21 protein-coding genes and 1 pseudogene are annotated in these 25670 nt (G+C 60.7%); 9 read left to right on the top strand and 13 right to left on the bottom strand.

What is annotated here, in order from left to right:
* Positions 1 to 128 precede the first annotated feature (128 nt).
* From ACM6IV_RS22145 to ACM6IV_RS22130, 4 genes are read right to left on the bottom strand one after another with little or no spacing between them, the layout of a single operon-like run.
* Entirely contained in the window at positions 129 to 686 is a 558-nt protein-coding gene (locus ACM6IV_RS22145) for a DUF4136 domain-containing protein (protein WP_414871641.1), read from the bottom strand.
* Between the two features lie 54 nt (positions 687 to 740).
* A complete protein-coding gene (locus ACM6IV_RS22140; protein WP_414871640.1) occupies positions 741 to 1355 on the bottom strand; it encodes a DUF4136 domain-containing protein in 615 nt (204 codons plus the stop codon).
* A gap of 12 nt (positions 1356 to 1367) precedes the next feature.
* Complete coding sequence (locus ACM6IV_RS22135) at positions 1368 to 2117, bottom strand: methyltransferase (RefSeq protein ID WP_414871639.1); 750 nt, start codon at positions 2115 to 2117, stop codon at positions 1368 to 1370.
* Complete coding sequence (locus ACM6IV_RS22130) at positions 2117 to 2419, bottom strand: MazG-like family protein (protein ID WP_053116915.1); 303 nt, start codon at positions 2417 to 2419, stop codon at positions 2117 to 2119. Before ACM6IV_RS22130 ends, ACM6IV_RS22135 begins: the two co-directional genes overlap by 1 nt.
* A 242-nt stretch (positions 2420 to 2661) precedes the next feature.
* Between ACM6IV_RS22130 and ACM6IV_RS22125 the strand changes: the two genes are divergently transcribed.
* On the top strand, positions 2662 to 2955 hold the full coding sequence (locus ACM6IV_RS22125; RefSeq protein ID WP_414871638.1) for a hypothetical protein: 294 nt from the start codon (positions 2662 to 2664) through the stop codon (positions 2953 to 2955).
* A gap of 72 nt (positions 2956 to 3027) precedes the next feature.
* On the opposite strand, the gene ACM6IV_RS22120 is transcribed toward ACM6IV_RS22125, so the two are convergent.
* Positions 3028 to 3504, bottom strand: coding sequence for an ecotin family protein (locus ACM6IV_RS22120; RefSeq protein WP_414871637.1), 477 nt, complete (start codon positions 3502 to 3504; stop codon positions 3028 to 3030).
* Between the two features lie 155 nt (positions 3505 to 3659).
* Here ACM6IV_RS22120 and ACM6IV_RS22115 point away from each other — a divergent pair, with 155 nt between their 5' ends.
* The gene (locus tag ACM6IV_RS22115; RefSeq protein ID WP_414871636.1) at positions 3660 to 5009 is read left to right on the top strand and encodes an MATE family efflux transporter; all 1350 of its coding nucleotides are present in this window, start codon (positions 3660 to 3662) and stop codon (positions 5007 to 5009) included.
* Here the strand turns inward: ACM6IV_RS22115 and ACM6IV_RS22110 are convergent.
* From ACM6IV_RS22110 to ACM6IV_RS22080, 7 genes are all read right to left on the bottom strand, one after another.
* The gene (locus ACM6IV_RS22110) at positions 5003 to 5878 is read right to left on the bottom strand and encodes an alpha/beta hydrolase (RefSeq protein WP_414871635.1); all 876 of its coding nucleotides are present in this window, start codon (positions 5876 to 5878) and stop codon (positions 5003 to 5005) included. The genes ACM6IV_RS22115 and ACM6IV_RS22110 overlap by 7 nt on opposite strands.
* Before the next feature lie 17 nt (positions 5879 to 5895).
* Positions 5896 to 6690 carry a DUF4123 domain-containing protein gene (locus tag ACM6IV_RS22105; RefSeq protein ID WP_414871634.1) on the bottom strand — a complete coding sequence of 265 codons (795 nt, stop codon included), beginning with the start codon at positions 6688 to 6690 and terminating at the stop codon, positions 5896 to 5898.
* Complete coding sequence (locus ACM6IV_RS22100; protein ID WP_414871633.1) at positions 6687 to 8036, bottom strand: type VI secretion system Vgr family protein; 1350 nt, start codon at positions 8034 to 8036, stop codon at positions 6687 to 6689. Before ACM6IV_RS22100 ends, ACM6IV_RS22105 begins: the two co-directional genes overlap by 4 nt.
* Before the next feature lie 233 nt (positions 8037 to 8269).
* Positions 8270 to 10183: an arginine decarboxylase gene (gene speA / locus ACM6IV_RS22095; RefSeq protein WP_414871632.1), complete on the bottom strand. Its 1914-nt coding sequence runs from the start codon at positions 10181 to 10183 to the stop codon at positions 8270 to 8272.
* A 219-nt stretch (positions 10184 to 10402) separates the two neighbouring features.
* Positions 10403 to 10774, bottom strand: coding sequence for a translation initiation factor Sui1 (locus ACM6IV_RS22090; protein WP_007914613.1), 372 nt, complete (start codon positions 10772 to 10774; stop codon positions 10403 to 10405).
* A gap of 187 nt (positions 10775 to 10961) precedes the next feature.
* Positions 10962 to 11519, bottom strand: coding sequence for an NUDIX hydrolase (locus tag ACM6IV_RS22085; RefSeq protein WP_414871631.1), 558 nt, complete (start codon positions 11517 to 11519; stop codon positions 10962 to 10964).
* Positions 11520 to 11522: 3 nt separating this feature from the next.
* Positions 11523 to 12590, bottom strand: coding sequence for a DUF2333 family protein (locus tag ACM6IV_RS22080; protein ID WP_414871630.1), 1068 nt, complete (start codon positions 12588 to 12590; stop codon positions 11523 to 11525).
* Positions 12591 to 13015: 425 nt separating this feature from the next.
* Here ACM6IV_RS22080 and gcbA point away from each other — a divergent pair, with 425 nt between their 5' ends.
* From gcbA to accC, 5 genes and pseudogenes are all read left to right on the top strand, one after another.
* Positions 13016 to 14686, top strand: coding sequence for a diguanylate cyclase GcbA (gcbA, locus tag ACM6IV_RS22075; protein ID WP_414871629.1), 1671 nt, complete (start codon positions 13016 to 13018; stop codon positions 14684 to 14686).
* Between the two features lie 1491 nt (positions 14687 to 16177).
* Positions 16178 to 16684: pseudogene (locus ACM6IV_RS22070) on the top strand (methyl-accepting chemotaxis protein); the annotation flags it as partial.
* 252 nt (positions 16685 to 16936) lie between these two features.
* Entirely contained in the window at positions 16937 to 17389 is a 453-nt protein-coding gene (gene aroQ, locus ACM6IV_RS22065) for a type II 3-dehydroquinate dehydratase (protein ID WP_414871628.1), read from the top strand.
* A 48-nt stretch (positions 17390 to 17437) separates the two neighbouring features.
* Positions 17438 to 17896 carry an acetyl-CoA carboxylase biotin carboxyl carrier protein gene (gene accB, locus ACM6IV_RS22060; protein WP_129388525.1) on the top strand — a complete coding sequence of 153 codons (459 nt, stop codon included), beginning with the start codon at positions 17438 to 17440 and terminating at the stop codon, positions 17894 to 17896.
* Positions 17897 to 17913: 17 nt separating this feature from the next.
* Positions 17914 to 19269: an acetyl-CoA carboxylase biotin carboxylase subunit gene (gene accC / locus ACM6IV_RS22055; RefSeq protein WP_325721693.1), complete on the top strand. Its 1356-nt coding sequence runs from the start codon at positions 17914 to 17916 to the stop codon at positions 19267 to 19269.
* Between the two features lie 65 nt (positions 19270 to 19334).
* Here the strand turns inward: accC and ACM6IV_RS22050 are convergent, their stop codons facing one another.
* A complete protein-coding gene (locus ACM6IV_RS22050) occupies positions 19335 to 23324 on the bottom strand; it encodes a type III effector 1 (protein WP_414871627.1) in 3990 nt (1329 codons plus the stop codon).
* A gap of 164 nt (positions 23325 to 23488) precedes the next feature.
* Between ACM6IV_RS22050 and prmA the strand changes: the two genes are divergently transcribed.
* Entirely contained in the window at positions 23489 to 24367 is an 879-nt protein-coding gene (prmA, locus tag ACM6IV_RS22045; protein WP_414871626.1) for a 50S ribosomal protein L11 methyltransferase, read from the top strand.
* 30 nt (positions 24368 to 24397) lie between these two features.
* Positions 24398 to 25666 (top strand): DUF3426 domain-containing protein, encoded by a 1269-nt coding sequence (locus ACM6IV_RS22040; RefSeq protein ID WP_414871625.1) that lies wholly within the window; start codon positions 24398 to 24400, stop codon positions 25664 to 25666.
* The last annotated feature ends 4 nt before the right edge of the window (positions 25667 to 25670 follow it).

Genomic DNA, 25670 nt, shown 5'->3' with positions numbered 1-25670 from the left:
GCGAAGGCGTCGTGTCAGATAAATAACAGTTGAATGACACCCTGCTTTCGCGAGCAGGCTCGCTCCCACATTAGAATTCAGGGTGGAGCAAAAAAACGGGAGCTCAACAGCTCCGACTTTTTAACGGATCAGCGCGGTGGATAGTTGGCCAGAATCCGCGTGACCGTCTCGCGGATGGCACTGCTGCGATCCTCCGGATTCGGCCGGCTGGCGAGCATCTGCTCATCGCTGCCGCGCCACACCAGTTTGCCGTCCTTGCCATCGAGCAGGTCGATCTGGATGGTCGCGACCTTGTAGGTAATGTTGCGCGTTTCGTTGTACATCGGTGCGCCCCAATAACCGTTCCACGGACCACCCCAACCGCCGCCGTAGTTGGTCGTCACTTGCTGCTGGCGTTCCTCGACGATCAGATACGTCTGCACATTCAAGTCACCCTTGGTACCCGCAGCGGCCGGACGCAAGCCACGCTGGTCGAGTTGGTCGGCGACGGCCTGACGAATGCGTTGCTCGGTCAGATCGCTTTTGATCCGTGGATCATCGGGGCGATATTGCAGGGCGGGGTCTTTCCAGCTCCAGTTGCGATAGGCGGCAAAGTCGCGGCTGGCATCGAAGTCGTGATTGACCTGGTTGGCGGCGCAGGCGCTGAGCAGCGCGGCGACGGCCAGTAAAGCGAGACGGCGGAACATGGTTTTTCTCCGGTTGAAGACATGAACCTGCGGCAGCTTCGCAGTGACAGCAAGCTAACCGGGAGGATACGCCGACATGGCTTTTTCCACAGCTTCGCGGATCGAGTCGGTGCGATCGATTTCGCTGCCCTTGTTCACGGTTTCGGCACTCGCACTCCACACCGGTTGACCGCTGCCGGCGTCGAACAGATTGACCTGCACTACCACGACCTGCTCGGAATACGTGCGCACGATCGGCACCGTGTTGTACAGGCCGTAACCGCGCCCATATCGATCGTAGCCGCCGTATCCTCCGCCGTAATAACCGTAATCGTCGCGGACCTGCCGCAAACGGGTCTCCAGACGCAGATCAGCGCTGACCAACAGATCGGCCGGGCGGTTGTCGTGCAGCGGTCGCAAACCGCGCTGATCGAGGGCATTGCTCACCGCTTCGGCCACTTGCGCCGAATCCGCCCACGCCGTACCCGGCGGCAACTGGCCGTTGAGCCAGGCCCAACTGCGATAGCGCCCGTAGTCACGGGGCGGCGCCGGGTAAGCGCTGCGATCGAAGGTGTTGGCGGCTTGCGCCGGCGCCGGTGGCAAGGGCCGCGACTGCGCCACGTAGGGGTTGCTGCCCTGGCAGGCAGCCAACCCCAGACAGATCAGCAATAACCCGGATTGAGCTTTCATGTCGCGCTCCGATCAGATCGGCCGGCAGATCCAGTGCAAGTAGCGCCCAAGCCCGGCGAAGCTTGGGTGACGGCGGTGAGCGAGCTCCATCTCGAGCACATCCGCGAGTTCGGCGCGGGCCTGGAATTCCACCGGCATGTAATCGTGAAAAACCCGAATCCCACTCTGGGTTTCGACCCGCCACAAGCCATCGAGTTGCGTTGCCAATTCCCGCGGATCGAGAGGCTGTTGCGGGGTCAGGCTCTGCTTTTCGCCGGCCATGACGTTCTTGCGCATTTTCTTGAAATGGCCTTTGAGCAGGTTGCGATAGATCAGCGCATCACGGTTGTAGAACGCCAGCGACAACCAGCCGCCGGGTTGGGTCAGTTGGTGCAGCACCGGCAGGATCGCGTGGGGTTCGGCGAGCCATTCCAGTACGGCGTGGCAGATCACCAGATCGTACGGCTCAGTGAGTTGCCCGAGCAGTTCCTGCCATGACGCCTGGATAAACGTCGCCGTTTGTCCGGCGTCGGCGAAACGCTGACGCGCGCCTTCGAGCATCGGCGCGGCCGGCTCGGTGAAGGTCACCGCGTGGCCGCGCTCGGCCAGCCACAGCGACATATGGCCGAGGCCGCCACCGATGTCGAGAACGCGCAGCGGACGATCCGGCAGCGCTTCGGCCAGGTCAGCCTGCAATACGGCGAGGCGAATCGCGCCTTTGGCGCCACCGTAGATTTTTTCGGCGAAGCGCGTCGCCAATTGATCGAAATGCCGGTCGCTCATCAGCTGAACCGCCGTTCGCTGTCGGCGAGCTTGGCCCGCACCACTTCATTCATGTCCAGCCCCAACTCGCTGCACAGCAGCAACAGATACAGCACGATATCGCCAACTTCCTGGCCAGCGTGGGCGAGTTTGTCGGCGGGCAACTGGCGCGACTGGTCTTCGCTCAGCCACTGGAAGATTTCCACCAGTTCGGACATCTCGACACTGGCGGCCATGGCGAGGTTTTTCGGGCTGTGAAATTGCCGCCAGTCATTGCGGTCGCGAATGGCGTGCAGGCGTTCGGTCAGTTCAACAAGGTTCATCGGGCTCTCCTGAAGGCGTATAGCTTCGGGGGGATACAGCCTGAAGGCAAGGGCCGCCGATGCTCTTTGCAGGAGTGAGCCTGCTCGCGATGACGTCGTGTCAGACAAATCAATGTTGAATGACACGACGTCATCGCGAGCAGGCTCACTCCTACAGGGGCGGTGCAAACACTCTATAGTTGCAGGGAACTCGGCCACCCGCGTTGTGGCCAAAGGCTCAGCTCTTTCATCAGGATGCACACATGCAGGTAGAAAGCTTTTTCGAATGGCTCGGGCAGGCACTCGGTTCGATCATCCGTTTTATCGTCGACGGCCTCAGTGGCTTGTTCAACATTTTGAGCAATGCCGGTGGCAACTTTGTCGACGGGCTGGCGAAAACCCTGGGTATGGACACTTCGATCATCAGCATCATTGCCCTGATCGTCGGGCTGATGCTGTTATGGTCGGCGATTCGCGCGTTCATGAATGCGTCGATCGTTGCCGGGATCATCTGGTTGTTGCTGGGGTTGTGGTTGCTTAGCTGGATTATTCATTGACCGCCGCGGCCCCCTCGCAATGAGGGGGTGGCAAATCAGGCGAATATCCAAAAAAATCGAAGCGAACCAGTTTCAACTGCCGGTTACTGCGACTTTGTCCTCTACGGTGTAAGCGATATCAATGTCTTCATGTGCATGGATCACGATCGGATTGTTGCTGGAATAAGGAAGATTGTTGTCAGTGAGTCTCAGCACGTAGGTCTTGGGTGGATAGTTGTCGCAGCTGAGTCCGCGGATTGCATACTGATTGTGTGGCCGGTCAATCTGGTAAAAGCCCGCTGGATCGGCGCGTAATATTCCCGTCAGCTGTTCGGGAACAGCAGCGATACTTAAACCTGAACTCAAATCGCAATCGCCCACCATCGTGGCCGTTGCGCTTAGCACGATTACCTTGTTTTCTTCGTCGTTGCGTTTCGGCAGCCAGAACACGTGCTTTCTGTAAGACGCCCCGACGGGTGCACACTGCGGACTGACAAAGTAGCCCCGGTCGCTGAGTGCTGCCAACATGACTGTAATCAATTCGCTGACGACCTGTTGAGTGTTATCCATTTATTGCCCCGCAGTTTGATGATTGAGGATTTCAAGGACATTGAAACCCGCGCCCACGTCGCCTGTGCGGTACATATATATCGCGAGAAAAGCGTAGAGCCCGGGTACGGTAAAACCTGGGTTATCGCTACAATGCCGCTCCCCAAGGAGCCCGCATGTCCACTCTGATCGCCGACTGGCGCGACCGCCCGACGCACCGCAAGGTCTGGGCACTCGCCGCGCCGATGATTCTGTCCAATATTTCCGTGCCGCTGGTGGCGCTGGTCGACAGCACCGTCATCGGCCACTTGCCCCATGCTCATCAACTGGGCGCGGTGGCGGTCGGTGCCAGCCTGTACACCTTTCTCGCCTGGGCCATGGGCTTTCTGCGCATGGGCACCACCGGGTTTGCCGCGCAGGCTGCCGGGCGCAGCGACGGTGCGGCGTTGCGGCAGATTCTGTTGCAGGGTTTGCTGCTGGCGATGGGGCTGGCGCTGGTGCTTGGCACGCTGGGCGTACCGCTGAGCGGCGTGGCACTGCACTTTATGCAACCGTCGGCGGAGCTGGATCAACTCACACGGGACTTCTTCCATACGCGGCTGTTCGGCCTGCCCGCTGCGCTGGCCAGTTATGCGCTGGTCGGCTGGTTCCTCGGCACGCAGAACGCCCGCGCGCCACTGGCGATTTTGCTGACCACCAACCTGATCAACATCGCTCTCAATCTGTGGTTCGTCATCGGCCTGGACTGGGGCGTGGTCGGTTCGGCGCGCGCCTCGGTGATTGCCGAATGGAGCGGCGCCCTGCTCGGCCTGCTGCTGACCCGCAAGGCCCTGCGCGCGTATCCGGGACACATTGTCTGGGCGGCGCTGAGAATCTGGCAGAGCTGGCGTCCGTTGCTGGCGGTCAACCGCGATATCTTTATCCGCAGCCTGGCGCTGCAATCGGTATTTTTCCTGATCACCGTGCAAGGCGCGCGGTTGGGCGATGCGACGGTGGCTGCCAACGCGCTGCTGCTCAATGGCTTGCTGTTGACCGCACATGCGCTGGACGGTCTGGCTCATGCTGTGGAAGCCTTGTGCGGACACGCCATCGGCGCCCGTGATCGGCTGGCCCTGCGGCGCTCGCTGGTAGTGGCGGGCGGCTGGTCACTGATCGCCAGTCTTGGTTTTGCCACACTGTTTCTGCTCGCCGGGCACCTGTTCATCGAGATGCAGACCGACATCCAGAGTGTGCGTGACACCGCGTTCGTCTACCTGCCCTACCTCGCCGTGCTGCCGCTGATTGCGGTCTGGAGCTATTTGCTCGACGGCTTGTTCATCGGCGCCACCCGCGCGCGGGAAATGCGCAATGGCATGCTGGTCACCGTGGTGCTGCTGTTGCCATTCGCTTGGGCGCTGCAAGGGCTGGGCAATCACGGGCTGTGGATATCTTTTCTGCTGTTCATGGTGTTGCGCAGCCTGACCCTCGGTGCGCAAGCGTTGTGGCTCAAGCGCAACGACGGCTGGTTCACCGGCGGCGTTCACTGAGTCGGTGTGTGCGCAATAAACCCGAGCACCTGATCGAGCACCGGCGCCAAGTGGCGCAACGGTCTCGACAAGGTCGCCACTAACGTTATGTGACTGGGCCGCGAGTAATACAGATCCTGCGCCGGCACCCCGGCCTCGCGCAGCTTGCGCGCAAGAGCGCCGGTATTGCGCGCCGGGTTGACCAGATCATCCTCGCTGGCCGCAATCAGCAGCGCGGGCGGTGCGCCGCGACTGACATGATTGATCGGCTGCGATTGCGGCGGTGAGTCCGGCCAGAAGAACACCGGGCGTACCTCGGGATTCTTGATCGGCAGAAAATCATACGGCCCGGCCAGGCCGATCCAGCCCTGTACATCCCTGGGCGACATGCCCACCGCCGCAAGCCATTCGCCATCGAGTGCGAGCATCGCCGCGTTGTAGCCGCCGGAACTGTGGCCCATCAGATACAAGCGCTGCGGGTTGCCGGAGAACGCGTGGATATGCGCTTTGGTCCACGCCACCGCCCGCGCCCCGTCCTCGAGGAACAGTGGATAGCGCACCTGCGGGTACAAGCGATAATCCGCCACCACCGTGACAATCCCCTTGGACGCCAGCGCTTCGCCAACAAAGCGGTAGTCGATGCGCGAACCGCTGTTCCAGCTGCCGCCATAGAAAAACACCACCACCGGCGCGCCGGGCATTGGCTGATGCGGCACATACACATCGAGCTTCTGCCGCGGGTCGTCGCCATAGGCGATGCCCACGGTTTTGTCGTACGTGCTGTCCGGGGTCAGCGCGTTAAGCACCTTCACCGGCGAACAGCCGCCCAGCATCAGCAGCCATACGAGGCAGATCACGGTGCCCAACCCTTGCCGGAACAAACCTGCCATACGCGCCAAACCTCGCCTCAGGACTGATCGCCGTGCCACTGGCGCCGCACATGGTCAAGCCGCTGCTGTTGGGTCAGCCCCACCGGCGGTGGCACCAGCACGGCACGCGGATGCAGCAAGCGTAGCCACAACCAGCCATCGAGCACGGTGCGGTCGCTGAATCCCAGCGCCAGGCCTTGTTGGACATGGGAGGCCATCGTCGCGTAATCGGTTCCCAGCGATTGGCACCAGCGCCAGACGTGCTGCTCCAGCAGGCAGGTCTGCAGGCGTTCGCGCTGGCGTCGGGTCAGGCTTTCTTCGATGCTCAGCGGCTCGACGGCAAGGCCCGGATTGCGCAACTGCTGCCAGCCCTGACTGCCAATCGCACGGTCGGCCCAGGTGCCGCCGAACCAGCGCAACTGGCGAATCGGCCCGAGCCAGCGGCTCAGCTCGGCGGCGTCGCAGGCATCGAAGAAATAGCTCGCGGTCTGCCGGTTGTAATAGCTGAGCAGCGCCCGATGATTCAGGCCGAACGACACGGTGAGCATGCGCTGCAAGTGACTCAGCAACTGTGGCGCCGAAACCTCACTGCCCAGCAACAGCCCACGCCAGGTATCCGGGTCGTGTTGACACAACGCGGCCAATGCCGGGCAATCGCGCAAATCGATCAATACCGGGCCGTGCTCGCTGACCGGTTCGAACTCAGTGCCAGCGAACAGACTGAAGCGCTGCACATCGGCAAACGCCCGACGCAAGATCAGCAAGGCCTGCGGTGCATCCGGGCCATCGAGCAACAGCCACTGCACTCTGGGTTCAATCGCCGCACCACTCATGTTGCGCCGCTCTGTTCGAGTGCGGTGACCAGTCGACAACTGCACACGGGCTCCCGGCAGTGGCGCAAACTGCCGCCGCCGGGGATCAGGCACAACAACAGCAACGGTTCACCGGACACCAACAGTTGCTGCAAGCCTTCGCTCATCAGGCTGTCGGGCAGTGACAATGCGGGAACAGCATCGGTTTCGCTATCGTCGGTCGCAATGGGTGGCTGCAGCACACCGCTGATCATCGGCTGATCCGGATCGCCCTCAAAGAAACTCACCACCACCTCGACGCCATCGCTCAGGGCCGTCATGGGGGTCTGGGTCAGGGACGGCGCCAGCGGCAGCCAACAGTGGCTCGGCGCGGCGCCTTCGCCTTGATACAACCAGTCGAATTGCACCGCCACCGGACGCAAGCCATCGGGTTGCGGCTCATCGACCGTCACTACCCAGGCCCGTTGCAGGCTGTGCATGCGCAGGCGCGAAGGCGCAGTGGCCGCGGCACACGGCACCTGCGCCGCGCCGAACAGGCGATTGGTGTAGGGAGGTTCGAGCGAATGATCAGCGCAATGTTCGATACGTGTCAGCAACCAAGGGCGATTGCATTCGGCGAAAGGATGCCCGGCCAATCGCAGCCAATGACCGCTGCGCAACGCCGCCAGATCACTCCGGCCTTCGGCCCGTTGTGCATCCGGCGAATGGCCCTGCATGGCCGCCTGCACCTGCCATTGGGACAGGGTGGGAAAAGCGTTTTGTCCGTCGTCCTTGCGCTGATACCGCGCAGCTCCGGCCAAGGGCAACCGCGCCGGATCATCGGCGAAAACCACGCAATGCCGGTCGCGGTCGTGTTCGAAGTAATAGTGAATCCTCGCCTGTGCGCACAAGCGCTGGAGCAGTTGCAGATCGGACTCGCGGTATTGGGTGCAGAACGTCCGCGCCGGATAGTCGCCGCACAAATCGAAGCGGCGCTGGGCACCGACAATTCCGTGCTCCCTGAGCACTTGTTCGATGATCTGCGGCACCGAACGGCCACTGAAAATGCGTTGGCTGAAGCGCAGCGCGAGGCAATCGAGTTTCGGCCTCAGACGGATCCGGCTCAATCTTGCACCCGCTGCGTGTTCATGCTGGACGAGGCTCTGCAATTGCCCGTGCACGCCCTCCCCCGACGGCCCGAAACAGAGGAACGCCGAGCGGTAAAGCAGGCCGGCGAGGTCCAGATGCGGATCGTCGATCAACACATCGATCTCGAACGCAAAGGACTCGCTGAGGGCTTCGCTACCGGTAAAGGCCAGGACTTCGAAGGGGTCGGACAGGCCCGCTACATCGAGACGAAACGACGACTCGTTGACTGGTTCGAACATGGGCGGATCTCTACAGGAGGGGCGGCCGGGGATTCTCGCCGAGAGCCATGGCCGAGTAGAGAGCTGAAGTACAACTTAGGAAATGACCTACGCGAAAAGCAGACCAGATGACTTTGCTGACCGGGATTGCCAGGCATTTCACGAAGATTTTGGGAGATATCCCACCGGGCTATCTGATTTTTCCGTCACTCTCAGGAAAAATTCAGACAACCCGGCGAGACCGTCACCTGGCCTCAGGAAGACAGGTAGGAGGAACGGGTCAGGCCCAGACGCAAGGCATCGAGAAATTGCGTGCGCTCGCTGGCACTGATGCGGGCACTGGCGCACTTGTCGCGGTAGTGGGTCATCAGTTCTTCCGGCGACAAGTGCACGTAACGCAGCATGTCTTCGATGGTGTCGTGGGTCTCGATACCGGCGTGGTACACGCTGCCATCGGCGTTCTGGTAGATGTTCACCGAGTCAGTGTCACCAAACAGGTTGTGCATGTCGCCGAGGATTTCCTGATAGGCGCCGACCAGGAACACGCCCAGCAGGTAATCTTCGCCCTCATTCAAACCGTGCACCGGCAGGCTGGTTTCGATGCTCTGTTCGTCGACGTACTGGTTGATCTTGCCGTCGGAGTCGCAGGTCAGGTCTTGCAGTACCGCGCGGCGCAGCGGCTCTTCGTCGAGACGGTGCAACGGAATGATCGGCAGCACCTGATCGATCGCCCAGGTGTCCGGCAAGCTCTGGAACACCGAGAAGTTGCAGATGTACTTGTCAGCCAGCTTGTCGTTGAGCTCGTCGAGCACCTGACGGTGCGAACGCTGACGGGCTTTCAGCGAGTTATGCAGGCGGCGGCACACGGCGAAGTAGCACTGTTCGGCCAGGGCTTTTTCGGCCAGGGTCAGTTTGCCGTCGGCATACTGCGCGGCCACGTCGCTCATGTAGTGAGTGGCGCGCCAGTAGGTTTCGGTGACCATTTCGATGTCGGTCGGGCCGAGCAGATCGACCAGCCACTGCACGGTTTCCGGCAGGCTTTCCTTGTTTTCGATCAGCGGAATTTCGTCGTTGTGCTTCTCGACGTCGGTCACCTGCACCACCAGCATCGCGTGGTGCGCGGTCAGCGAGCGGCCGCTTTCAGAGAAGATGTGCGGATGCGGCAGGCTCTGCGCGTCACAGAATTCCTTGAGCATGCCAACCACGACGCCGGCGTAATCGTCCATGTCGTAGTTGATCGAGCTGGCGTTACGCGAGTGGGTGCCGTCGTAGTCGACACCGAGGCCACCGCCGACGTCAATGTGATCGACCGGCAGACCGAGGTTGCGCAATTCGCCGTAGTAACGGATCGCTTCTTTGAAACCGTGCTGATAGTCAGCGAGGTTGGCGATCTGCGAACCCATATGGAAGTGCAGCAGGCGAATGCCCTGATCCAGACCGGCCGCGCGGAAGCGCTCGACCACCGACAGCAGTTGCGCCGCCGACAGACCGAACTTGGACTTCTCGCCACCGGTGTCCGCCCACTTCGACGACGCCAGCGACGACAGCCGCACGCGCAGTCCAACCTGTGGCTTGACCTTCAGCGAGGCCGCTTCTTCGATCACCAGGCCGACTTCGGATTCTTTCTCGATGACGATGAAGACGTTGTGGCCGAGCTTCTGGCCCATCAGCGCCAGACGAATGAACTCGCGGTCCTTGTAACCGTTGCAGACGATGGTGCCGCCCTTCGGCGCCAGCGCCAGTACGGCCAGCAGCTCAGGCTTGGAGCCGGCTTCCAGACCGATGGAAACGTCCTGGGTAGCGATGATGTTCTCGATCACCGCTTCTTGCTGGTTGACCTTGATCGGGTACAGCGCGGTGTATTTGCTCTGGTATTCCAGGCGCTCGATGTTCGAGTCGAAGGCACCGGTCAGCTGACGGACGCGGTCTTGCAGAATGTCGGGGAAGCGAACCAGCAACGGCAAGGACAAACCGCTTTTGCGCAGTTGGTCGACTTGCTCGAACAGGTCGATAGGCGAGCTGCTCGGACCGTTCGGACGAACTTCGACGCGACCGGCGTCATTGATCGCGAAATACCCGGCCCCCCAATGGCGAATCCCGTAAACACTGCGGCTGTCCGCAACTGTCCATTGGCTGCCATCGTCTTTGCGTGTGCGTCGTACGGACATCGAAGTCCCCTATAAAGAAGTCATAGTGCGTCGCCTGATCTCAGGCCGGCGCAGTCTAAAGAATGAAAATGACGGTTCGTCAGCGCGGCGGTAGACCGCACTGACTGCGTGGAGTTTAGAAACCGGTCATGAACAGGCTCTGTGAAAACCATGGAGACGACGCCGGATCTGAAGTGTTTCAGTGCCGGATCAAGCCGCAGGTGGTTTTCACAGAGGCTGCTAGCCGCCGGACTTCTTCGCTTTGAAACCGTGCTTGATCAGCTCAGCCAAGAGTAGCTCGACATGATCGCCCTGGATTTCGATGATGCCGTCTTTCAACGCCCCGCCGGTGCCGCAACGTTTCTTCAACGTTGTCGCCAGCTCCTTGAGCGCGTCTTCGGCCAAGGGCACGCCGGTGATGGTGGTCACCGTCTTGCCGCCACGGCCCTTGCTCTCGCGTCGTACGCGGGCAATGCCATCGCCGGCCGGAATCACGGTTTGTTTGCAGATACAGGCGTCCACCGGCTTACTGCATTCCGGGCAATGACGACCTGCGTCGGTGGAAAATACCAGGCCGCCCAGGGCGGCGAAGGATGCGGCTTTTTTGGCCACCGGCAATCCTCTTGGGAGGACAAAGACTGATCGCAACCTTGGGCAAGGTCAGCGACCGCGAAGCCCCACTCAGGCAGGGGCAGCGCTACTGCACCGATGCTTCAATAAAAGCAGGACGGTGCAGTTTGAAAAGGTCGCGCAGTGTAACGGCAAAAAAGCCGATTGCTAAGTGCCAATCGGCGCCAATTTATGTGTTCTTTGCGACGTCGCTTTGCTGCGCCTTCAGATAGCGCTTCAACGCAGCCAGAGAGTCCGGGCAATAAGGCTTCTGCTCGATTTCCTGCATGACCTGTCCGAGCGGGATGAACCGCGCTTCCAGGACTTCTTCCGGTTGCAGTTTCAACGGCCCGTCCCACACGGCGGAAAACGCCGAACACCACAGCCGATTGCCGGTGTCTTCAAAGTAGAAATGGTCATGGGCCGTCAGCTCGACACCGCTGACGCCCAACTCCTCTTCCAGTTCACGGGCCGCCGACTCGGCGTACGTTTCGTCGGCCTGCACCATGCCGCCCGCCGCGACGTCCCAGTACCCGGGATAAATCGCCTTGCTCAAGGTGCGCCTGTGCACACAAAGCTCACCGGCGGAATTGAACAGCATGATGTAGGTGCCACGGCCGATCAGCCCGCGCTCGCGCAAATCGGCGCGGACAAGTGCGCCGAGCAGGTTGTCCTGCTCGTCGACCCAGGCAATCTGTTCGGCATCCGAGGCGGCGCGGTGGGCCGCCTCTTTGAGGCTCTGACTCATGAATCAGCCCTGATTGAGCAGTTGACGCAAATCGATCACCGCAGCGTTGGCCCGGGAAATATAGTTGGCCATGACCAGCGAGTGGTTGGCCAGCACGCCGAAGCCGCTGCCGTTAAGAATCATAGGACTCCAGACCGGTTCCTGCGAGGCCTCCAGTTCACGGATGATCTGACGCACGCTGACCGTGGCGTTCTTCTTCGCCAGCACATCGGCGAAGTCGACTTCGATAGCGCGCAGCAGGTGCGACAGGGCCCAGGCCTGACCGCGGGCTTCGTAGAACACGTTGTCGATCTGCATCCACGGGGTCTCGACGACCTCTTCGTCAACCTGCGGCACTTCGCCGATCGCCGGCACTTCGGTTTTCAGCGCGGTGTTGAGCTTGACCCGGCCAACGCTGGCCGACAGGCGTTGCGACAGCGAACCGAGACGGGTGCCGACATCGCCGAGCCAGTTGTTCAGGTTGTCGGCGCGGGCATAGAACAGTGCGTTCTTCTGGGTTGGATCAGACAGGCGCGCCTGATAACGGCTCAGCGAGTTGATACCTTCCTGATATTCCGACTCACTCGACGGCAGGATCCAGCTCTTGTTATCAAAGTTGAAACGCGGTTCGGCCTTGGCCAGATCGGCATCTTCCGCCGACTGCGATTGCGAACGGGCGAAGTCTTTGCGCAGGGCGCGGGTCAGGTCACGCACTTGCACCAGTACGCCGTATTCCCAGCTCGGCGTGTTGTCCATCCACAGGCCCGGCGGAAAGCGGTCGTTGGAAATGTAGCCGCCCGGCTTGGTGAGCAAGGTGCCGGCGACGGTCTTCAGGGTTTCGACGGTGGTGTAGCCGACCACCATCTGCTTGCCTTCTTTCTCGGCCGCCACTTGAGCATTTTGTGCGACCGGAAACAGCGCCGGCTCCTGGCTCCAGTACCAGCCAAGGCCAATGGTCACCAGCAGGTAGAGGCCGATCAGCGTGGCCAATGCACGGCTGAACAACAGCCCGCCAACATAGCTGCGGGTGGCCGACTTGGGCTCGGCGGCACGTTCAGGCGCGCTGCCCGCGCGGTTTTTCCAGTCCAGCATGGCGATATCCTTTCAATCACTTGGGTTCAACGGTTCGACCACAACCATACAACAACGTGCCAAGGCCGGGCACCCGCGCGTAACGATAAGCCGCAAATCATGTGGGCGAATGACGCTTCGACGATCACTAAGGGAATCCCCGATACCCGCGCCCCAGCCAAACGGATGCCAAGGCCATGCTCCCCTTTCGCGTACGCATGCACTGCGCAGCTAAATGCATACGTCTCGCCCAACCTGCTTTCCGGCGAAACGCCCGACTGACGGGGAGTTGAGCAACGCCGAGGTCAAAAATGAAACCGCCCGGTCAGAAACTGAATGGTGACGTACTGCAGATTATTGACGTACGACACTCGTGTAAGGGAAAAGAGGTGCTAGCATAGAGCCACCAGTCGATCTCAGCATGCAGCCTAACTAGTAGTCAGGATATGACCGAGCCAGAAGACCCCAGCCGTGAGCGTCTCAAGCACCACTTTGCCCAGCGGGTAATTCATCAGGCACGTCAGATTCTTGAGATATGGCAACGCCTGCAACGCAGCGAGTGGTCCACTGTCGACCTCGCCGAACTGAGCGAGGCCAATCTGCGCCTGCTGCGTTTCGCCGAGCGTTTCGAACAGCCTGAACACACTCAGCTGGCGCGCCATATCAGCCAATCGCTGGAAGCCGTGGACGCCAATCGCGGACGCCTCAGCAGCGGCCTGATCACCGACCTTAATCGCTTGATGCAACGTTTGTCGCGCACCGGCCTGCGCCATGGCGATCAACTCGACCAGACTTTCCTGCCGCCGCTGCGCAAACCGATCTACGTGATGCTGCAAGATCACGACCGCGCCGAACGGCTGGCCAAACAACTGGAATTCTTCGGTCTGAGCGCGCAGGCGCTGGACAGTGTTTCGGCCTTTCGCTCATCGATGGTCGAGCGCCTGCCTGCGGCGATCGTCATGGACGTGGACTTCAGCGGTGCCGGCGTCGGCCTGAAGCTCGCCGCCGAAGCTCAGGTCGGCCTGGACGAGCCGCTGCCGCTGCTGTTCTTCAGCCTGCACGAAACCGATACGCCCACCCGTCTGGCCGCCGTGCGCGCCGGCGGTCAGGAATTCCTCACCGGCACCCTCGAAGCCTCGAGCCTGCTGGAAAAAATCGAAGTGCTCACCTGCGTCGCCCAGTACGAACCTTATAAAGTGCTGATCATCGACGACTCACGCGCGCAGGCCTTGCACACCGAGCGCCTGCTCAACAGCGCCGGGATCGTCACCCGCACCTTGATCGAGCCGATTCAGGCGATGGCCGAACTGGCCGATTTCCAGCCGGATCTGATCATTCTCGACATGTACATGCCGGCCTGCACTGGTACCGAACTGGCCAAAGTGATTCGCCATAACGATCGCTATGTCAGCGTGCCGATCATTTACCTGTCGGCCGAAGACGATCTGGACAAGCAGCTCGACGCCATGAGCGAGGGCGGCGACGACTTCCTGACCAAACCGATCAAGCCGCGTCACCTGATCACTACCGTGCGCAACCGCGCCGCCCGCGCGCGCAATCTGAAAGCACGGATGGTGCGCGACAGCCTCACCGGTCTGTACAACCACACGCATATTCTGCAACTGCTCGAAGACTGCTCGTTCCGCGCCCGCCGGGAAAACAAGCCGCTGAGCTTTGCCATGCTCGACATCGACCACTTCAAACGGGTCAATGACAGCCACGGCCACCCGATGGGCGACCGGGTGATCAAGAGCCTCGCGCTGTTTCTCAAGCAGCGTTTGCGCAAAACCGACTTCATCGGCCGTTACGGCGGCGAAGAGTTCGCCATCGTCATGCCCGACACCGACATAGAAGCCGCGCATAAAGTGCTCGACGAAATCCGCCAGCGCTTCGCCGAGATCCATTACCCGGCGCAACCGCAGGATTTGTGGTGCACCTTCAGCGCCGGCGTGGTGGAAATGCACGACGACTGCGACAGCTTGATGATGGCCAGTCAGGCCGACGAAGCGCTGTACCGGGCCAAGGGTGCCGGACGCAATCGCGTGCAGACCGCGCGGGAATCAAAGCAAAGTGCCACTTTTTCATCAGATTCCACTGATTCGGTCATAACCCTGTAACAGAAACGCAATAAATTCAAGCGCTTACCATTTCTGCCGTTGGTAGCCGTCATGCGCCTGAAGTTGCTCACCAATCTCAATACGCTGCTGCTGGTCGCCGTGTGCCTAGCACTCGGCGCGACGCTGTGGTGGTCGCAAAAAGCCCTCGAACGCCCGTATCTGCTGATGGAGCGCTATCTGGGGTTGTCGCAGCAATTTCAGAACGCGGTGGCGCGTAACGTCGAGGACTACCTCGCCAGCGGCGACGCCTTGCGTCTGAGCAGCGCCAGCCAGGCCATCGACGGTTTGCAGAAGGAGCTCGGTGAACTGCCGCCAGCGCTGGCTGAAACCTTGCGGCCGAGCCTGTCGAGTCTCGACGAGTTCAGCAAGACCGACCTGCTCGCCGCCGGCAAACTGGCCGGCGATCCGCAGGCGCTGCTGTTGCAGGCCGAGCGTGAATTGAGCGCCAGCCTCGACCAGCTCAGCACGTACGCCAATGGCAATGCGGCTTATCTGGCGCCACTGCTCGCCGCTTCCCAGCACCTGGGCAAACTCTCGCTGGCGCGAGACAAACTGGTCAGCAGCGGGCGCAGCGAACTGGCGGCCGACGTTGAGCGCGAAGTCACTAATATCCGCTCGAAGGCTCAAGCAATCGATGCCCTGCCCCTGCTCGGCGTCGTCGCCAAAAACGAATCGGGCAGCGACGATTTCGCGGCGATGATGGGCATTGAGAACAGCGAAAAAACCGTCGCCGAAGACGCCGGTGTCGGCCTCAAGCGCGAACTCAACAGTCTGCTCGGGCGCTATCCGGCAGAACTTGAACGCACCCGCGATCAGATTCAAAAACGCACGGATTTGAGTGCCGCCACTCACCAGAAAATCACCGCCGTACAGCAAGCCATCGCCGGTCTGGAACCGGTTGTACGCGCCCAGCACGGCCAGATCCAGGGCGAAGTGCGCCTGATACAAGGCGTGATGATCGGTTTGATTCTGCTGATTGCCCTGCTGATCGACACCTTGCAGCGCCGACTCTCACGCACCCTGACCGACCTCGCGCCGGCGCTGTCGACCTGGGCCGAGGGCGACTTCAGCCACGACATCCATCTGGGCAAGACCAACCGCGAATTGCACGACATCGAAGCCTCACTGAACCGTTTGCGCGCGTATCTGGTGGATCTGGTCGGCACCATTCGCGGCAATGCCGAGCAAGTGGCGGGCAGCAGTCGCACTCTCGCCGAATTGAGCAATGATCTGCACAGCGGTGCCGAACATCAGGCCAGCGATACCGCACTGATCCGCGATTCCCTCGGCGAGCTGGAAGCGACCATTCAGCAGGTTGCCGGCGATGCCCGGCAGGCAGCGGAGGCCAGCCGTCACGCCGGACTGGCCGTTGAGCATGGTCAGACCGTGATTGGCCAGAGCCTGACCGGGCTGCATGCCTTGGTCGGTGAAGTGCAAGGCAACGCGCAGATGATCGAACATCTGGCTGAAGAGTCGGCGACCATCGGTGGCGTGTTGACGGTGATTCGTTCGATTGCCGACCAGACCAACCTTCTGGCCCTGAACGCGGCGATTGAAGCGGCACGTGCCGGGGAAATGGGCCGTGGTTTTGCCGTGGTGGCTGAAGAAGTTCGCTCGCTGGCCCAACGCACTGCTGGCGCAACGGCCGAGATTCAAACCTTGATCGCCGGCCTGCAAACCGCCGCGCGGCAATCGGTGGAAGGCATGCGCGCGCAGGTTGAACACGCCGAAGTCACCGCCAATCAGGCACAAGCGGCGGATGGTGCGCTGGATAAAATCGTCGGCGCGATCCAGACCATTTCCGACACGGCGATCCGCATTGCCGATGTCACCGCGCAGCAAAGCGGCGCGGTCAGCGAGATTCGCGATCACAGCGAGCGGATTCATCAGTTGGGTGGGGATAACCTGGTGCGTATCGGTCGTGGGCGCGAACAGGGTGAGAATCTGCTGGTACTGGGTGGGCAACTGCATACAGCCGTTCAGGCCTTTCGTGTCTGATAGACCGCTATCGCGAGCAGGCTCACTCCTACAAGGGACCGCATTCCAACTGTAGGAGTGAGCCTGCTCGCGATGGCGTCATTTGTATCACCGCCTATCCTGCGGAATGACCGGATCAAATCACTTGGTCACATATTTCGCGCAAACATCGGCCATCGTGCTGGCTATTGCATAGAACTGGACAGTCACAAAGTCTTTGCGGCATAGTCGCCGGGTTCTGACGATTGCTCATTCATAACAAGGACTACGCAGATGGCGACGCTACTGGTGCTGCACGGCCCCAACCTGAACCTGCTCGGCACCCGCGAACCCGGCACTTACGGTTCAACGACCCTGGCGCAGATCAATCAGGATCTGGAGCGCCGCGCCCGTGAAGCCGGTCACCATCTGCTGTATCTGCAAAGTAATGCCGAGTACGAATTGATCGAGCGTATCCACGCCGCTCGCGGCGAAGGCGTCGATTTCATTCTGATCAATCCAGCAGCTTTTACGCACACAAGTGTCGCATTACGTGACGCGTTGCTGGGAGTGAGCATCCCATTCATCGAAGTGCATTTGTCCAACGTGCACAAACGCGAACCTTTCCGCCATCACTCTTACTTCTCCGACGTAGCGGTGGGAGTGATCTGCGGCCTTGGCGCCAGCGGTTACCGACTGGCCCTGGAGGCTGCGCTAGAACAGCTTGAAACACAGGCAACGGCTTGAACTACAAGCGTTAAACGCCCCTGACCGACCCTTGGGAGTTGATGATTCATGGATATCCGTAAAGTTAAGAAACTGATCGAATTGCTGGAAGAGTCCGGCATCGACGAGCTCGAGATCAAGGAAGGCGAAGAGTCCGTACGCATCAGCCGTCACAGCAAGACCCCGGCTCAGCAGTACTACGCGCCGGCTCCGATGCAGGCTCCGGCCGCCGCACCTGCTGCTGCTCCGGTTGCTGCCGCTGCCCCGGTTGCCGCTGCTGCGCCAGCGCTGAACGGCACTGTTGCCCGTTCGCCGATGGTCGGCACCTTCTACCGCAAATCTTCGCCAACCTCGCCGTCCTTCGTTGAAGTCGGGCAGACCGTGAAGAAAGGCGACACTCTGTGCATCGTCGAAGCCATGAAGATGATGAACCACATCGAAGCTGAAACCAGCGGTGTGATCGAATCCATCCTCGTCGAAGACGGCCAGCCGGTTGAGTACGACCAACCGCTGTTCACCATCGTTTGAACCGCGGAGAGCCTTTGATGACTGCGAAGTTGGAAAAAGTTCTGATCGCTAACCGCGGTGAGATCGCCCTGCGGATTCTGCGTGCCTGCAAAGAGATGGGCATCAAGACCGTCGCCGTTTACTCCAAGGCCGACAAAGAGCTGATGCACCTGGGTCTGGCAGACGAATCCGTCTGCATCGGCCCGGCGTCCGCCGCTCAGTCTTACCTGCACATCCCGGCCATCATCGCTGCCGCTGAAGTGACCGGCGCTACCGCCATTCACCCAGGCTACGGTTTCCTCGCGGAAAACGCCGATTTTGCCGAGCAGGTCGAAAACTCCGGCTTCGCGTTCATCGGCCCGAAAGCCGAAACCATTCGCCTGATGGGCGACAAGGTCTCGGCCAAGCACGCGATGATCGAAGCAGGCGTGCCAACCGTTCCAGGTTCTGACGGCCCGCTGCCGGAAGACGAAGAAACGGCACTGCGCATCGGTCGCGAAGTCGGCTACCCGGTGATCATCAAAGCCGCCGGCGGCGGTGGTGGTCGCGGCATGCGTGTGGTGCACAAGGAAGAAGACCTGATCGCCTCGGCGAAACTGACCCGCTCCGAAGCAGGTGCGGCGTTCGGCAACCCGATGGTCTATCTGGAAAAATTCCTGACCAACCCGCGTCACGTCGAAGTGCAAGTGCTGTCCGACGGCCAGGGCCACGCCATCCACCTGGGCGACCGCGATTGCTCGCTGCAACGTCGTCACCAGAAGGTTCTCGAAGAAGCGCCGGCACCGGGCATCGACGAGCAGGCGCGCCAGGAAGTGCTGGCTCGCTGCGTCAAGGCGTGCATCGACATCGGTTACCGCGGTGCGGGTACTTTCGAGTTCCTGTACGAAAACGGTCGTTTCTACTTCATCGAAATGAACACCCGTGTTCAGGTGGAGCACCCGGTTTCGGAAATGGTCACCGGCATCGACATCGTCAAGGAGATGCTCAGCATCGCCGCCGGCAACAAGCTGTCGTTCACCCAGGATGACGTGGTGATTCGCGGTCACTCGCTGGAGTGCCGGATCAACGCTGAAGACCCGAAAACCTTCATGCCGAGCCCGGGCACGGTCAAGCATTTCCACGCTCCAGGCGGCAACGGCGTTCGCGTCGATTCGCACCTGTACAGCGGTTATGCGGTTCCGCCGAACTACGACTCGCTGATCGGCAAGCTGATCACTTACGGCGCTACCCGCGATGAAGCCATGGCACGCATGCGCAATGCCCTGGACGAAATCGTGGTGGACGGGATCAAGACCAACATCCCGCTGCACCGTGATCTGGTGCGTGACGAAGGCTTCTGCAAAGGCGGTGTGAACATTCACTACCTTGAGCACAAGCTGGCCAAACAGTCGTAAGACTGAACCGGCGTGAAAAACCCGATCCCTGCGGATCGGGTTTTTTTATGCGTGCGAAGAACGCATCAGTTCATCAACACCGTCGAGAAAGCCTGTTCCTCGACCATCGCGGCGCTTGCCTGATGGCCAGTCTGATCGACCACGTTGCCGGCGGCATTTTCATACAACGGCTTGCTGCGAACACGTTGCAACACACTGGCGGCACGCCTCGAAACCGGATCTTTGGCATAGCGCGCTCGCTGCAAAAGCGGCGTATATAGCCGTTCTACCTGACGGGCAGATGTCTTGAATACCGTCGAAACACCGTTCTTCAGATTGAGCGACACGGCGTAATTGTTGCCCAGGCAGGACGAATACGACCAGTAATCCCAGGTCGGCCGTAGGCCCTGCTGGCGCAATATGCGTCTGATCGGTCCGCCGATATCGGTCCCTGTCAGCCAGTCACCGCCCACCAGCGTGGCACGCACATTCTTGGCCGAGCCTCCCAGGCGCGTCAGCACGTCCTTGACAGTGCGCTCGATCAGCGCGCGGATGTTGTGATCGAAATGAATGACCGCCCCGATCTTCGTCAAGGGGTTGTACAGCGATGCAATGACACAGCTCTGTGCATTCAGCGAATACAGATAATTGTCCGTCGACCCGGCAACAAACTTCGCCACCACAACCTCACCCTGCATCGCGCCACGGTTCAGCACCGGTTCGACACGACCGGGAAATGCGTCGCGCAGATTGCTCACCTGCCCAAGATTGCGCACCTGATCATTGCCGCCGCGCAGCCCGACCCGTTCGTGTGTCCACTTGCCGCCCGCGGTCAACCGTATGGGCCGCTGATAAATGGCTGCCGGGCGACGTGCATCGATCAGGCTGAGCCCACCGAAATGCGGGTTTTCCCTGACCTGGAAATACTTGCCTCTGCTGCGAATGTAATAGGTTGGCTGGGGTTGTGCAGCACTGGGCGGACTGCGCCAGGTACCAAAGAAAACGCCCTCGTCAGTGACCCGCTGCAAGTGCTCAGGGGTCTTGCTGACGGCTTGCCTGGCGTGGAAACGCACCTCCCGAACCGCCGGCAGCGTTTCCTTGCGGATCGGCGTCATGGCTTGCAGACGTTCGGCCAACGCAGAAGCCGGTCTGATCGTGTGCTTCAGACTTCTGACCGTGTGCCCGAGCAATTTGAGCGTACTGCGGGCGCTGACCATGGCAAACAGCGCTCCCCAGGATGCCTCCAGCCAGTGACCGAGCGCACCATCGACATCGCCTTCCAGATGCGCCTCGACAGCCTGGCCGACGCTGACGGCAATGAACACGACATCCAGCAGTAAAGCAAAGGGCGGAAACACCATACAAAACGGTGCAGCCCCGAACATCAGCCCCTTGACCACCTGTCTCTCGATCATTTCCGCGCGGCTGGTGGTGATGTCTTCCACATCCGTGACCGCGCGCTCGATGTAAGCGTTGAATTCGCTACGGGCATCGCTCACTCGCTGCGCTTCGTACAGAGTATCGACGCGCTGATTTTTTGCGGCTATCGCCTGCAATGTGCGCGAAACGGATTTGCGCGCCGCAACCGCCGTGCGCGCCATCAAGTAGTCGTGCAATGTGCCGGCGATGTCGCCAAGCAATGACTGATACGGGCGCAACGCAAGGCTGTCGGGAGCATCCGGCGTGTACAGCCACCAGCAGGGTTCGGGGTCATGACAGACAAACACGTACACCCCGAGCACGACATGACCCCGCACGGTAAACCTGAACACGCCATCGTCGACAACAACACTCGCACCCGGCAAACGCACGCCCGGCGTTGGCAATTGGCTCAGCAGCGAAACCTGTCGGACCAACGAAAAATACACCGCGTCGCTTAATCGTGACTGACTTCTGGCGACGCGCAAATCACGATCCATTTTCGACAGCAGAACGTTTCGATAGGCAAATCGACGCGGTTCGTAGGCCGGATCGCGGGAATCGAGATACTTGTCGCGGATCTCGCTGGCGTACTTTTCACCCAGCCAGGCCCGGCGCAGATACAGTGCAAGATCGGCACTGCGCACCTGGCTCAAGTCCTGGCCAACTGACGAGCGCACACCTTTTTGCGGATGGTCGATTCCGGCGTTGTCGTCGTAGCCGTAGATCGCCAGATCAAGCAGGCTGGCTACCGACTGTTGGGTGCGATCAACAACACCGGGGTTGTAGTCAATCAGAACAGTGGCTGGATCAACTGCCTCCTGCACATTCTTGCTGCGCATATACGGTGCAATCGCTGCGGCAACCGTGCGTCTGGCGAAGTCGACGAATACTTCGAAACCACCCAGCAGCTCATTGAACACCCGCTGATGCACCACCAGTTCCTGATTCAGACTGCTGACGCGTCGGCGCGCATCCGGGGCCAGCGTTGAGTAACAGCGCAGCGAGTTATCCTCCTCGACTTGCTGCAGGTGCTTCGCCAGGCCCATGTTTGCGGCCGCCTCGACACATTCGGCAAACGGCTTGGCGGTACGGCGAATGTCACTGTTCATGCCCCACAGGGCCGGGTTCGCCGAGACCGCAACAAGGTACTCCCGCGCAGTGCGATGGGCGGTTGGTGAAAGTTGCTGCAAGAGATATTCGCGACCGGACTCGTGTTGCGTCCAGCCCCACACTTCCCCGGTCAACGCGGCGAGCGAAGACAACCGCACCCACTCCTGACCGTCCGGCTTGTTAGGCGCGTAAAGCACAAGATCTGCCACCGCTTGCGTGGCCTCTTCACGGTAGAACACCAGCAGATCGGCACACTGCATGCCATTGGGTAGCGCCAGCGCGGCGACCCGCAAGGTTTTGTCGCCAGTGTTCTCAGCCCATGTCTGTACGAGGCGATCGTGGTCGACCACTGCCAGATGCCCGGCGCAACGCGCGACAAATGCGCTGTGCTTGAGTCGCGCGCCGATCCAGTCACTCGACGCGCGCCGCACCTCCTCGTGCTCGTATTGCCTGGCCAGTACGCGCAAGTAATCGGCTGGATAGTCTTGTTCCGCCAGCATGTCGGCAATAAATGCCGGCTCCATCGGCTGGTTGCGCAACGAAGGAGCACTGGTAACCTCCAGCACCGTCGCAAAATCCTCACCGATCGGCCCTGCCGCCAGTAACTCGCTCAGACTGCAGTTATGGGTTGGCTCGCCCACCGCTGCGCGCCATTTCAAGCGCACATCGATCCGGTCCGGCTCCACTTCCATGTCGAGCTTGAGCTGGATGTAATCGATGGCTTGTTGACGAGCGTAGGCACGCAACGAGCCGCAGCCGTCCAGCAAATCGTCGAGCGCGGCCTGGGCCAGTGAGGTCTGTTCCTGATAATCGCGCAACCTGGTGCGATCCGGCTCGTTCAGCACCCGAAGCCAATGCGGCAGTTGCGCGAATGACTGTGCTTCGAGGATTTTCTTCTCCGCGCCGGTTGCCAGCGCGGTCAACCGATACCGGCGGGTGCCTCGCGCCTCAAGCTTTTCGACCTGCCTGCGCAATCGATCCAGGGTCAACCCGGCGAGCCGGTCTGCTTGGAACAGCGCGTCAATGTCGTCGATATAGCGCTGCAGCTTGCGTTTTACCAGGCGATCGAACAGGGGCTCCTGCCTTTTCGTTTCCCAGTGCTCTTGCAAGTAACGTTTGTACTGATCGAGGAAGTACAGCGAAACGTTATCCACCGTCTGGATGACGGCCTCGCGACGACGGGCAGGCAACGCCGGATCGGAACCGCCGGGCCAGCGAAACGGTGCGTCGCGAATGGCCAAAAACATCACCGGCTTACCGTCGATCAATTTCTGCAGCACGGCATCGAGCAGGGCGACGATGAATCCAGCGTCGATATTGCCCAGGGGAAAATGCATGCGCAGTTCAGCCAATGCGAAATACTCCATGGCTTCCAACACGGTCATCTGGCTGTTCAAGCGCTTGTCGATCAGCACCTGCCAGCGCGTGATCCGCAACAGAATCTCCCGCGCCGTCCCTGTGGACGTAGCGGCTGCCGGTGGAATCTCTTCTACAATCCCTTGTTTATCCGCCATATCGCCCAGCCCCTGCTTTTGTAGAAACATGCTTCCACTCTATGGCGCGGCAACGGCGAGCAAGCGATACATATGTATAGCGCCTGCGCAAATGTGTAACAGCAAACCGGCGTGTCCACTTTGCCGACAACCTGGCGTAAACTGCGCGCTTTTGCAGCTTCGGGCTGCCCCACAGATTTTCAAAGGTGCCCGCCATGCCTTGGCTGCAAATCCGTCTCGCCATCACTCCGGAAGAAGCCGAAACCTACGAAGACGCCTTCCTTGAAGTGGGCGCCGTGTCGGTGACTTTCATGGACGCCGAAGACCAGCCGATCTTCGAGCCGGAACTCAACACCACCCCGCTGTGGGCGCACACCCACCTGCTCGCGCTGTTCGAAGGCGGCACCGAACCGGCGCCGGTGCTGGCCCATCTGGAACTGCTGACCGGCAGCCCGCTGCCCGAGCATCACAGCGAAGTCATTGAAGATCAGGATTGGGAACGCAGCTGGATGGACGGTTTTGAGCCGATGCGTTTCGGCCAGCGCCTGTGGATCGTGCCGAGCTGGCACGCCGCGCCCGAGCCTGACGCCGTCAACCTGCTGCTGGACCCGGGCCTGGCCTTCGGCACCGGCACCCACCCGACCACTGCGTTGTGCCTGGAATGGCTCGACGGTCAGGAGCTGAAAGACTGCAATGTGCTCGACTTCGGTTGCGGCTCGGGAATTCTGGCGATTGCCGCCCTGCTGCTCGGCGCCAAAGAAGCCGTCGGCACCGACATCGACGTGCAGGCGCTGGAAGCCTCGCGCGACAACGCCGGGCGCAACAACATTGCCGACGAGCTGTTGCCGCTGTACCTGCCGGAAGATCTGCCCCAGGTCAAAGCCGACGTACTGGTTGCCAATATTCTCGCCGGCCCGCTGGTTTCGCTGGCGCCGCAATTGTCCGGGCTGGTCAAGTCCGGCGGGCGTCTGGCACTGTCGGGGATCCTCGCCGAACAGGGTGATGAAGTCGCTGCCGCTTACGCGCAAGACTTCGATCTCGACCCGATCGCCAATCGCGATGGCTGGGTGCGCATCACCGGCCGTCGGCGCTAGAATGACCGCCTGCATAATCCGGATTGCCGCATGACCGACAGTTTCGTCACTCAGTGCCCGCATTGCCAAACCAGTTTCCGTGTCAGTCATGCTCAATTGAGCGTGGCCCGCGGGGTGGTTCGCTGCGGCTCCTGCCTGCAAGTGTTCAACGCCGCCAAACAGCTGCTGGAACAACACGTCGGCAAGGACGCGGTGACACCGGTTGCGCCGCCCGTCGCCGAGCGGCACAGCGAGGAGCCGTCAACTGTCGAGCCGCCGTCCATCGTCGAGGAACCTGCACCGCGCGCCATCAGCCAAAAGCAGTGGAGCGCATCGGAACTTGATCTCGACAGCCTTGATCTGGACGAAGAACTCGCTCGCCTCGAACAACGGGAAATCCAGCCGGCCACCGAACTCGGCCGGACTCGCGAAGACTCCCTGAGCGCCCGTCGCGACAGTCAGGAGCCGGATGACGCGGCATGGCCCGGCAGCCTGTTCAGCCAACCCGCCGATGAGCGGATGCCTGAGCCGGAGGACGAGCCACCGATTGACGAGATTGAGCCGGTCAAATCCGAGCGCACCGAACCCTCGCTGTCGCTGGAGCCGGTGGATCTGGATGACGAACCGGCGATTCCGCATCTGCGCCTGCACGACCCGATTGACCCGAATGCCCGCCGCGAACGCTTGTCGACCAGCGACGAAGTCGACGATGACGATTTGCCATCGATCGAGCCGCTGCGCAAAAAGCGCGAACGCGCAGAACCCGGTGTACGCGCCGAAGTCCTGCAGGACCTGACTGACGACCCGCTGCAACTGGACTGGCAGAAACGCCGCTCGCCATGGGGCCGCCGCTGGTTATGGCTGCTGTTGGTTTTGGCGGCGGCAGGTGGACTGGCTGCGCAATACATTGCCTATCATTTCGATGAACTGGCGCGACAGGATCAATACCGTTCGTGGTTCCAGCTAATCTGCCCGCAGATCGGCTGCACGGTGCCGTCCAAGGTCGACATCGCCAGGATCAAGAGCAGCAATCTGGTGGTGCGCAGCCATCCGGAGTTCAACGGTGCACTGGTGGTCGATGCGATCATTTATAACCGCGCGACGTTCTCGCAGCCCTTTCCATTACTGGAACTGCGCTTCGCTGACCTTAACGGTCACTTGATTGCCAGTCGTCGCTTCAAACCCGGCGAGTACCTCAGAGGGGATCTCGAAGGTCTGGCGGAAATGCCGCCGCAAACGCCGATCCACATTGCGCTGGATATTCTCGATCCAGGCCCCAAAGCAGTGAATTACAGCCTGAGTTTCCACTCGCCCGAGTGAATCC

The sequence above is a fragment of the Pseudomonas sp. IT-347P genome (assembly GCF_949768005.1).
Classification (GTDB): Bacteria; Pseudomonadota; Gammaproteobacteria; order Pseudomonadales; family Pseudomonadaceae; genus Aquipseudomonas.
The sequence above is the reverse complement of the archived record's forward strand: the minus strand, read 5'-3'. Positions and strand labels throughout refer to the sequence as shown.

What these genes read in the sequence shown, in the direction of transcription:
- ACM6IV_RS22145 (WP_414871641.1), bottom strand. Translation starts at nt 686, where the DNA reads ATGTTCCGCCGTCTCGCTTTACTGGCCGTCGCCGCGCTGCTCAGCGCC.
- ACM6IV_RS22140 (WP_414871640.1), bottom strand. Translation starts at nt 1,355, where the DNA reads ATGAAAGCTCAATCCGGGTTATTGCTGATCTGTCTGGGGTTGGCTGCC.
- ACM6IV_RS22135 (WP_414871639.1), bottom strand. Translation starts at nt 2,117, where the DNA reads ATGAGCGACCGGCATTTCGATCAATTGGCGACGCGCTTCGCCGAAAAA.
- ACM6IV_RS22130 (WP_053116915.1), bottom strand. Translation starts at nt 2,419, where the DNA reads ATGAACCTTGTTGAACTGACCGAACGCCTGCACGCCATTCGCGACCGC.
- ACM6IV_RS22125 (WP_414871638.1), top strand. Translation starts at nt 2,662, where the DNA reads ATGCAGGTAGAAAGCTTTTTCGAATGGCTCGGGCAGGCACTCGGTTCG.
- ACM6IV_RS22120 (WP_414871637.1), bottom strand. Translation starts at nt 3,504, where the DNA reads ATGGATAACACTCAACAGGTCGTCAGCGAATTGATTACAGTCATGTTG.
- ACM6IV_RS22115 (WP_414871636.1), top strand. Translation starts at nt 3,660, where the DNA reads ATGTCCACTCTGATCGCCGACTGGCGCGACCGCCCGACGCACCGCAAG.
- ACM6IV_RS22110 (WP_414871635.1), bottom strand. Translation starts at nt 5,878, where the DNA reads ATGGCAGGTTTGTTCCGGCAAGGGTTGGGCACCGTGATCTGCCTCGTA.
- ACM6IV_RS22105 (WP_414871634.1), bottom strand. Translation starts at nt 6,690, where the DNA reads ATGAGTGGTGCGGCGATTGAACCCAGAGTGCAGTGGCTGTTGCTCGAT.
- ACM6IV_RS22100 (WP_414871633.1), bottom strand. Translation starts at nt 8,036, where the DNA reads ATGTTCGAACCAGTCAACGAGTCGTCGTTTCGTCTCGATGTAGCGGGC.
- speA (WP_414871632.1), bottom strand. Translation starts at nt 10,183, where the DNA reads ATGTCCGTACGACGCACACGCAAAGACGATGGCAGCCAATGGACAGTT.
- ACM6IV_RS22085 (WP_414871631.1), bottom strand. Translation starts at nt 11,519, where the DNA reads ATGAGTCAGAGCCTCAAAGAGGCGGCCCACCGCGCCGCCTCGGATGCC.
- ACM6IV_RS22080 (WP_414871630.1), bottom strand. Translation starts at nt 12,590, where the DNA reads ATGCTGGACTGGAAAAACCGCGCGGGCAGCGCGCCTGAACGTGCCGCC.
- gcbA (WP_414871629.1), top strand. Translation starts at nt 13,016, where the DNA reads ATGACCGAGCCAGAAGACCCCAGCCGTGAGCGTCTCAAGCACCACTTT.
- aroQ (WP_414871628.1), top strand. Translation starts at nt 16,937, where the DNA reads ATGGCGACGCTACTGGTGCTGCACGGCCCCAACCTGAACCTGCTCGGC.
- accB (WP_129388525.1), top strand. Translation starts at nt 17,438, where the DNA reads ATGGATATCCGTAAAGTTAAGAAACTGATCGAATTGCTGGAAGAGTCC.
- accC (WP_325721693.1), top strand. Translation starts at nt 17,914, where the DNA reads ATGACTGCGAAGTTGGAAAAAGTTCTGATCGCTAACCGCGGTGAGATC.
- ACM6IV_RS22050 (WP_414871627.1), bottom strand. Translation starts at nt 23,324, where the DNA reads ATGTTTCTACAAAAGCAGGGGCTGGGCGATATGGCGGATAAACAAGGG.
- prmA (WP_414871626.1), top strand. Translation starts at nt 23,489, where the DNA reads ATGCCTTGGCTGCAAATCCGTCTCGCCATCACTCCGGAAGAAGCCGAA.
- ACM6IV_RS22040 (WP_414871625.1), top strand. Translation starts at nt 24,398, where the DNA reads ATGACCGACAGTTTCGTCACTCAGTGCCCGCATTGCCAAACCAGTTTC.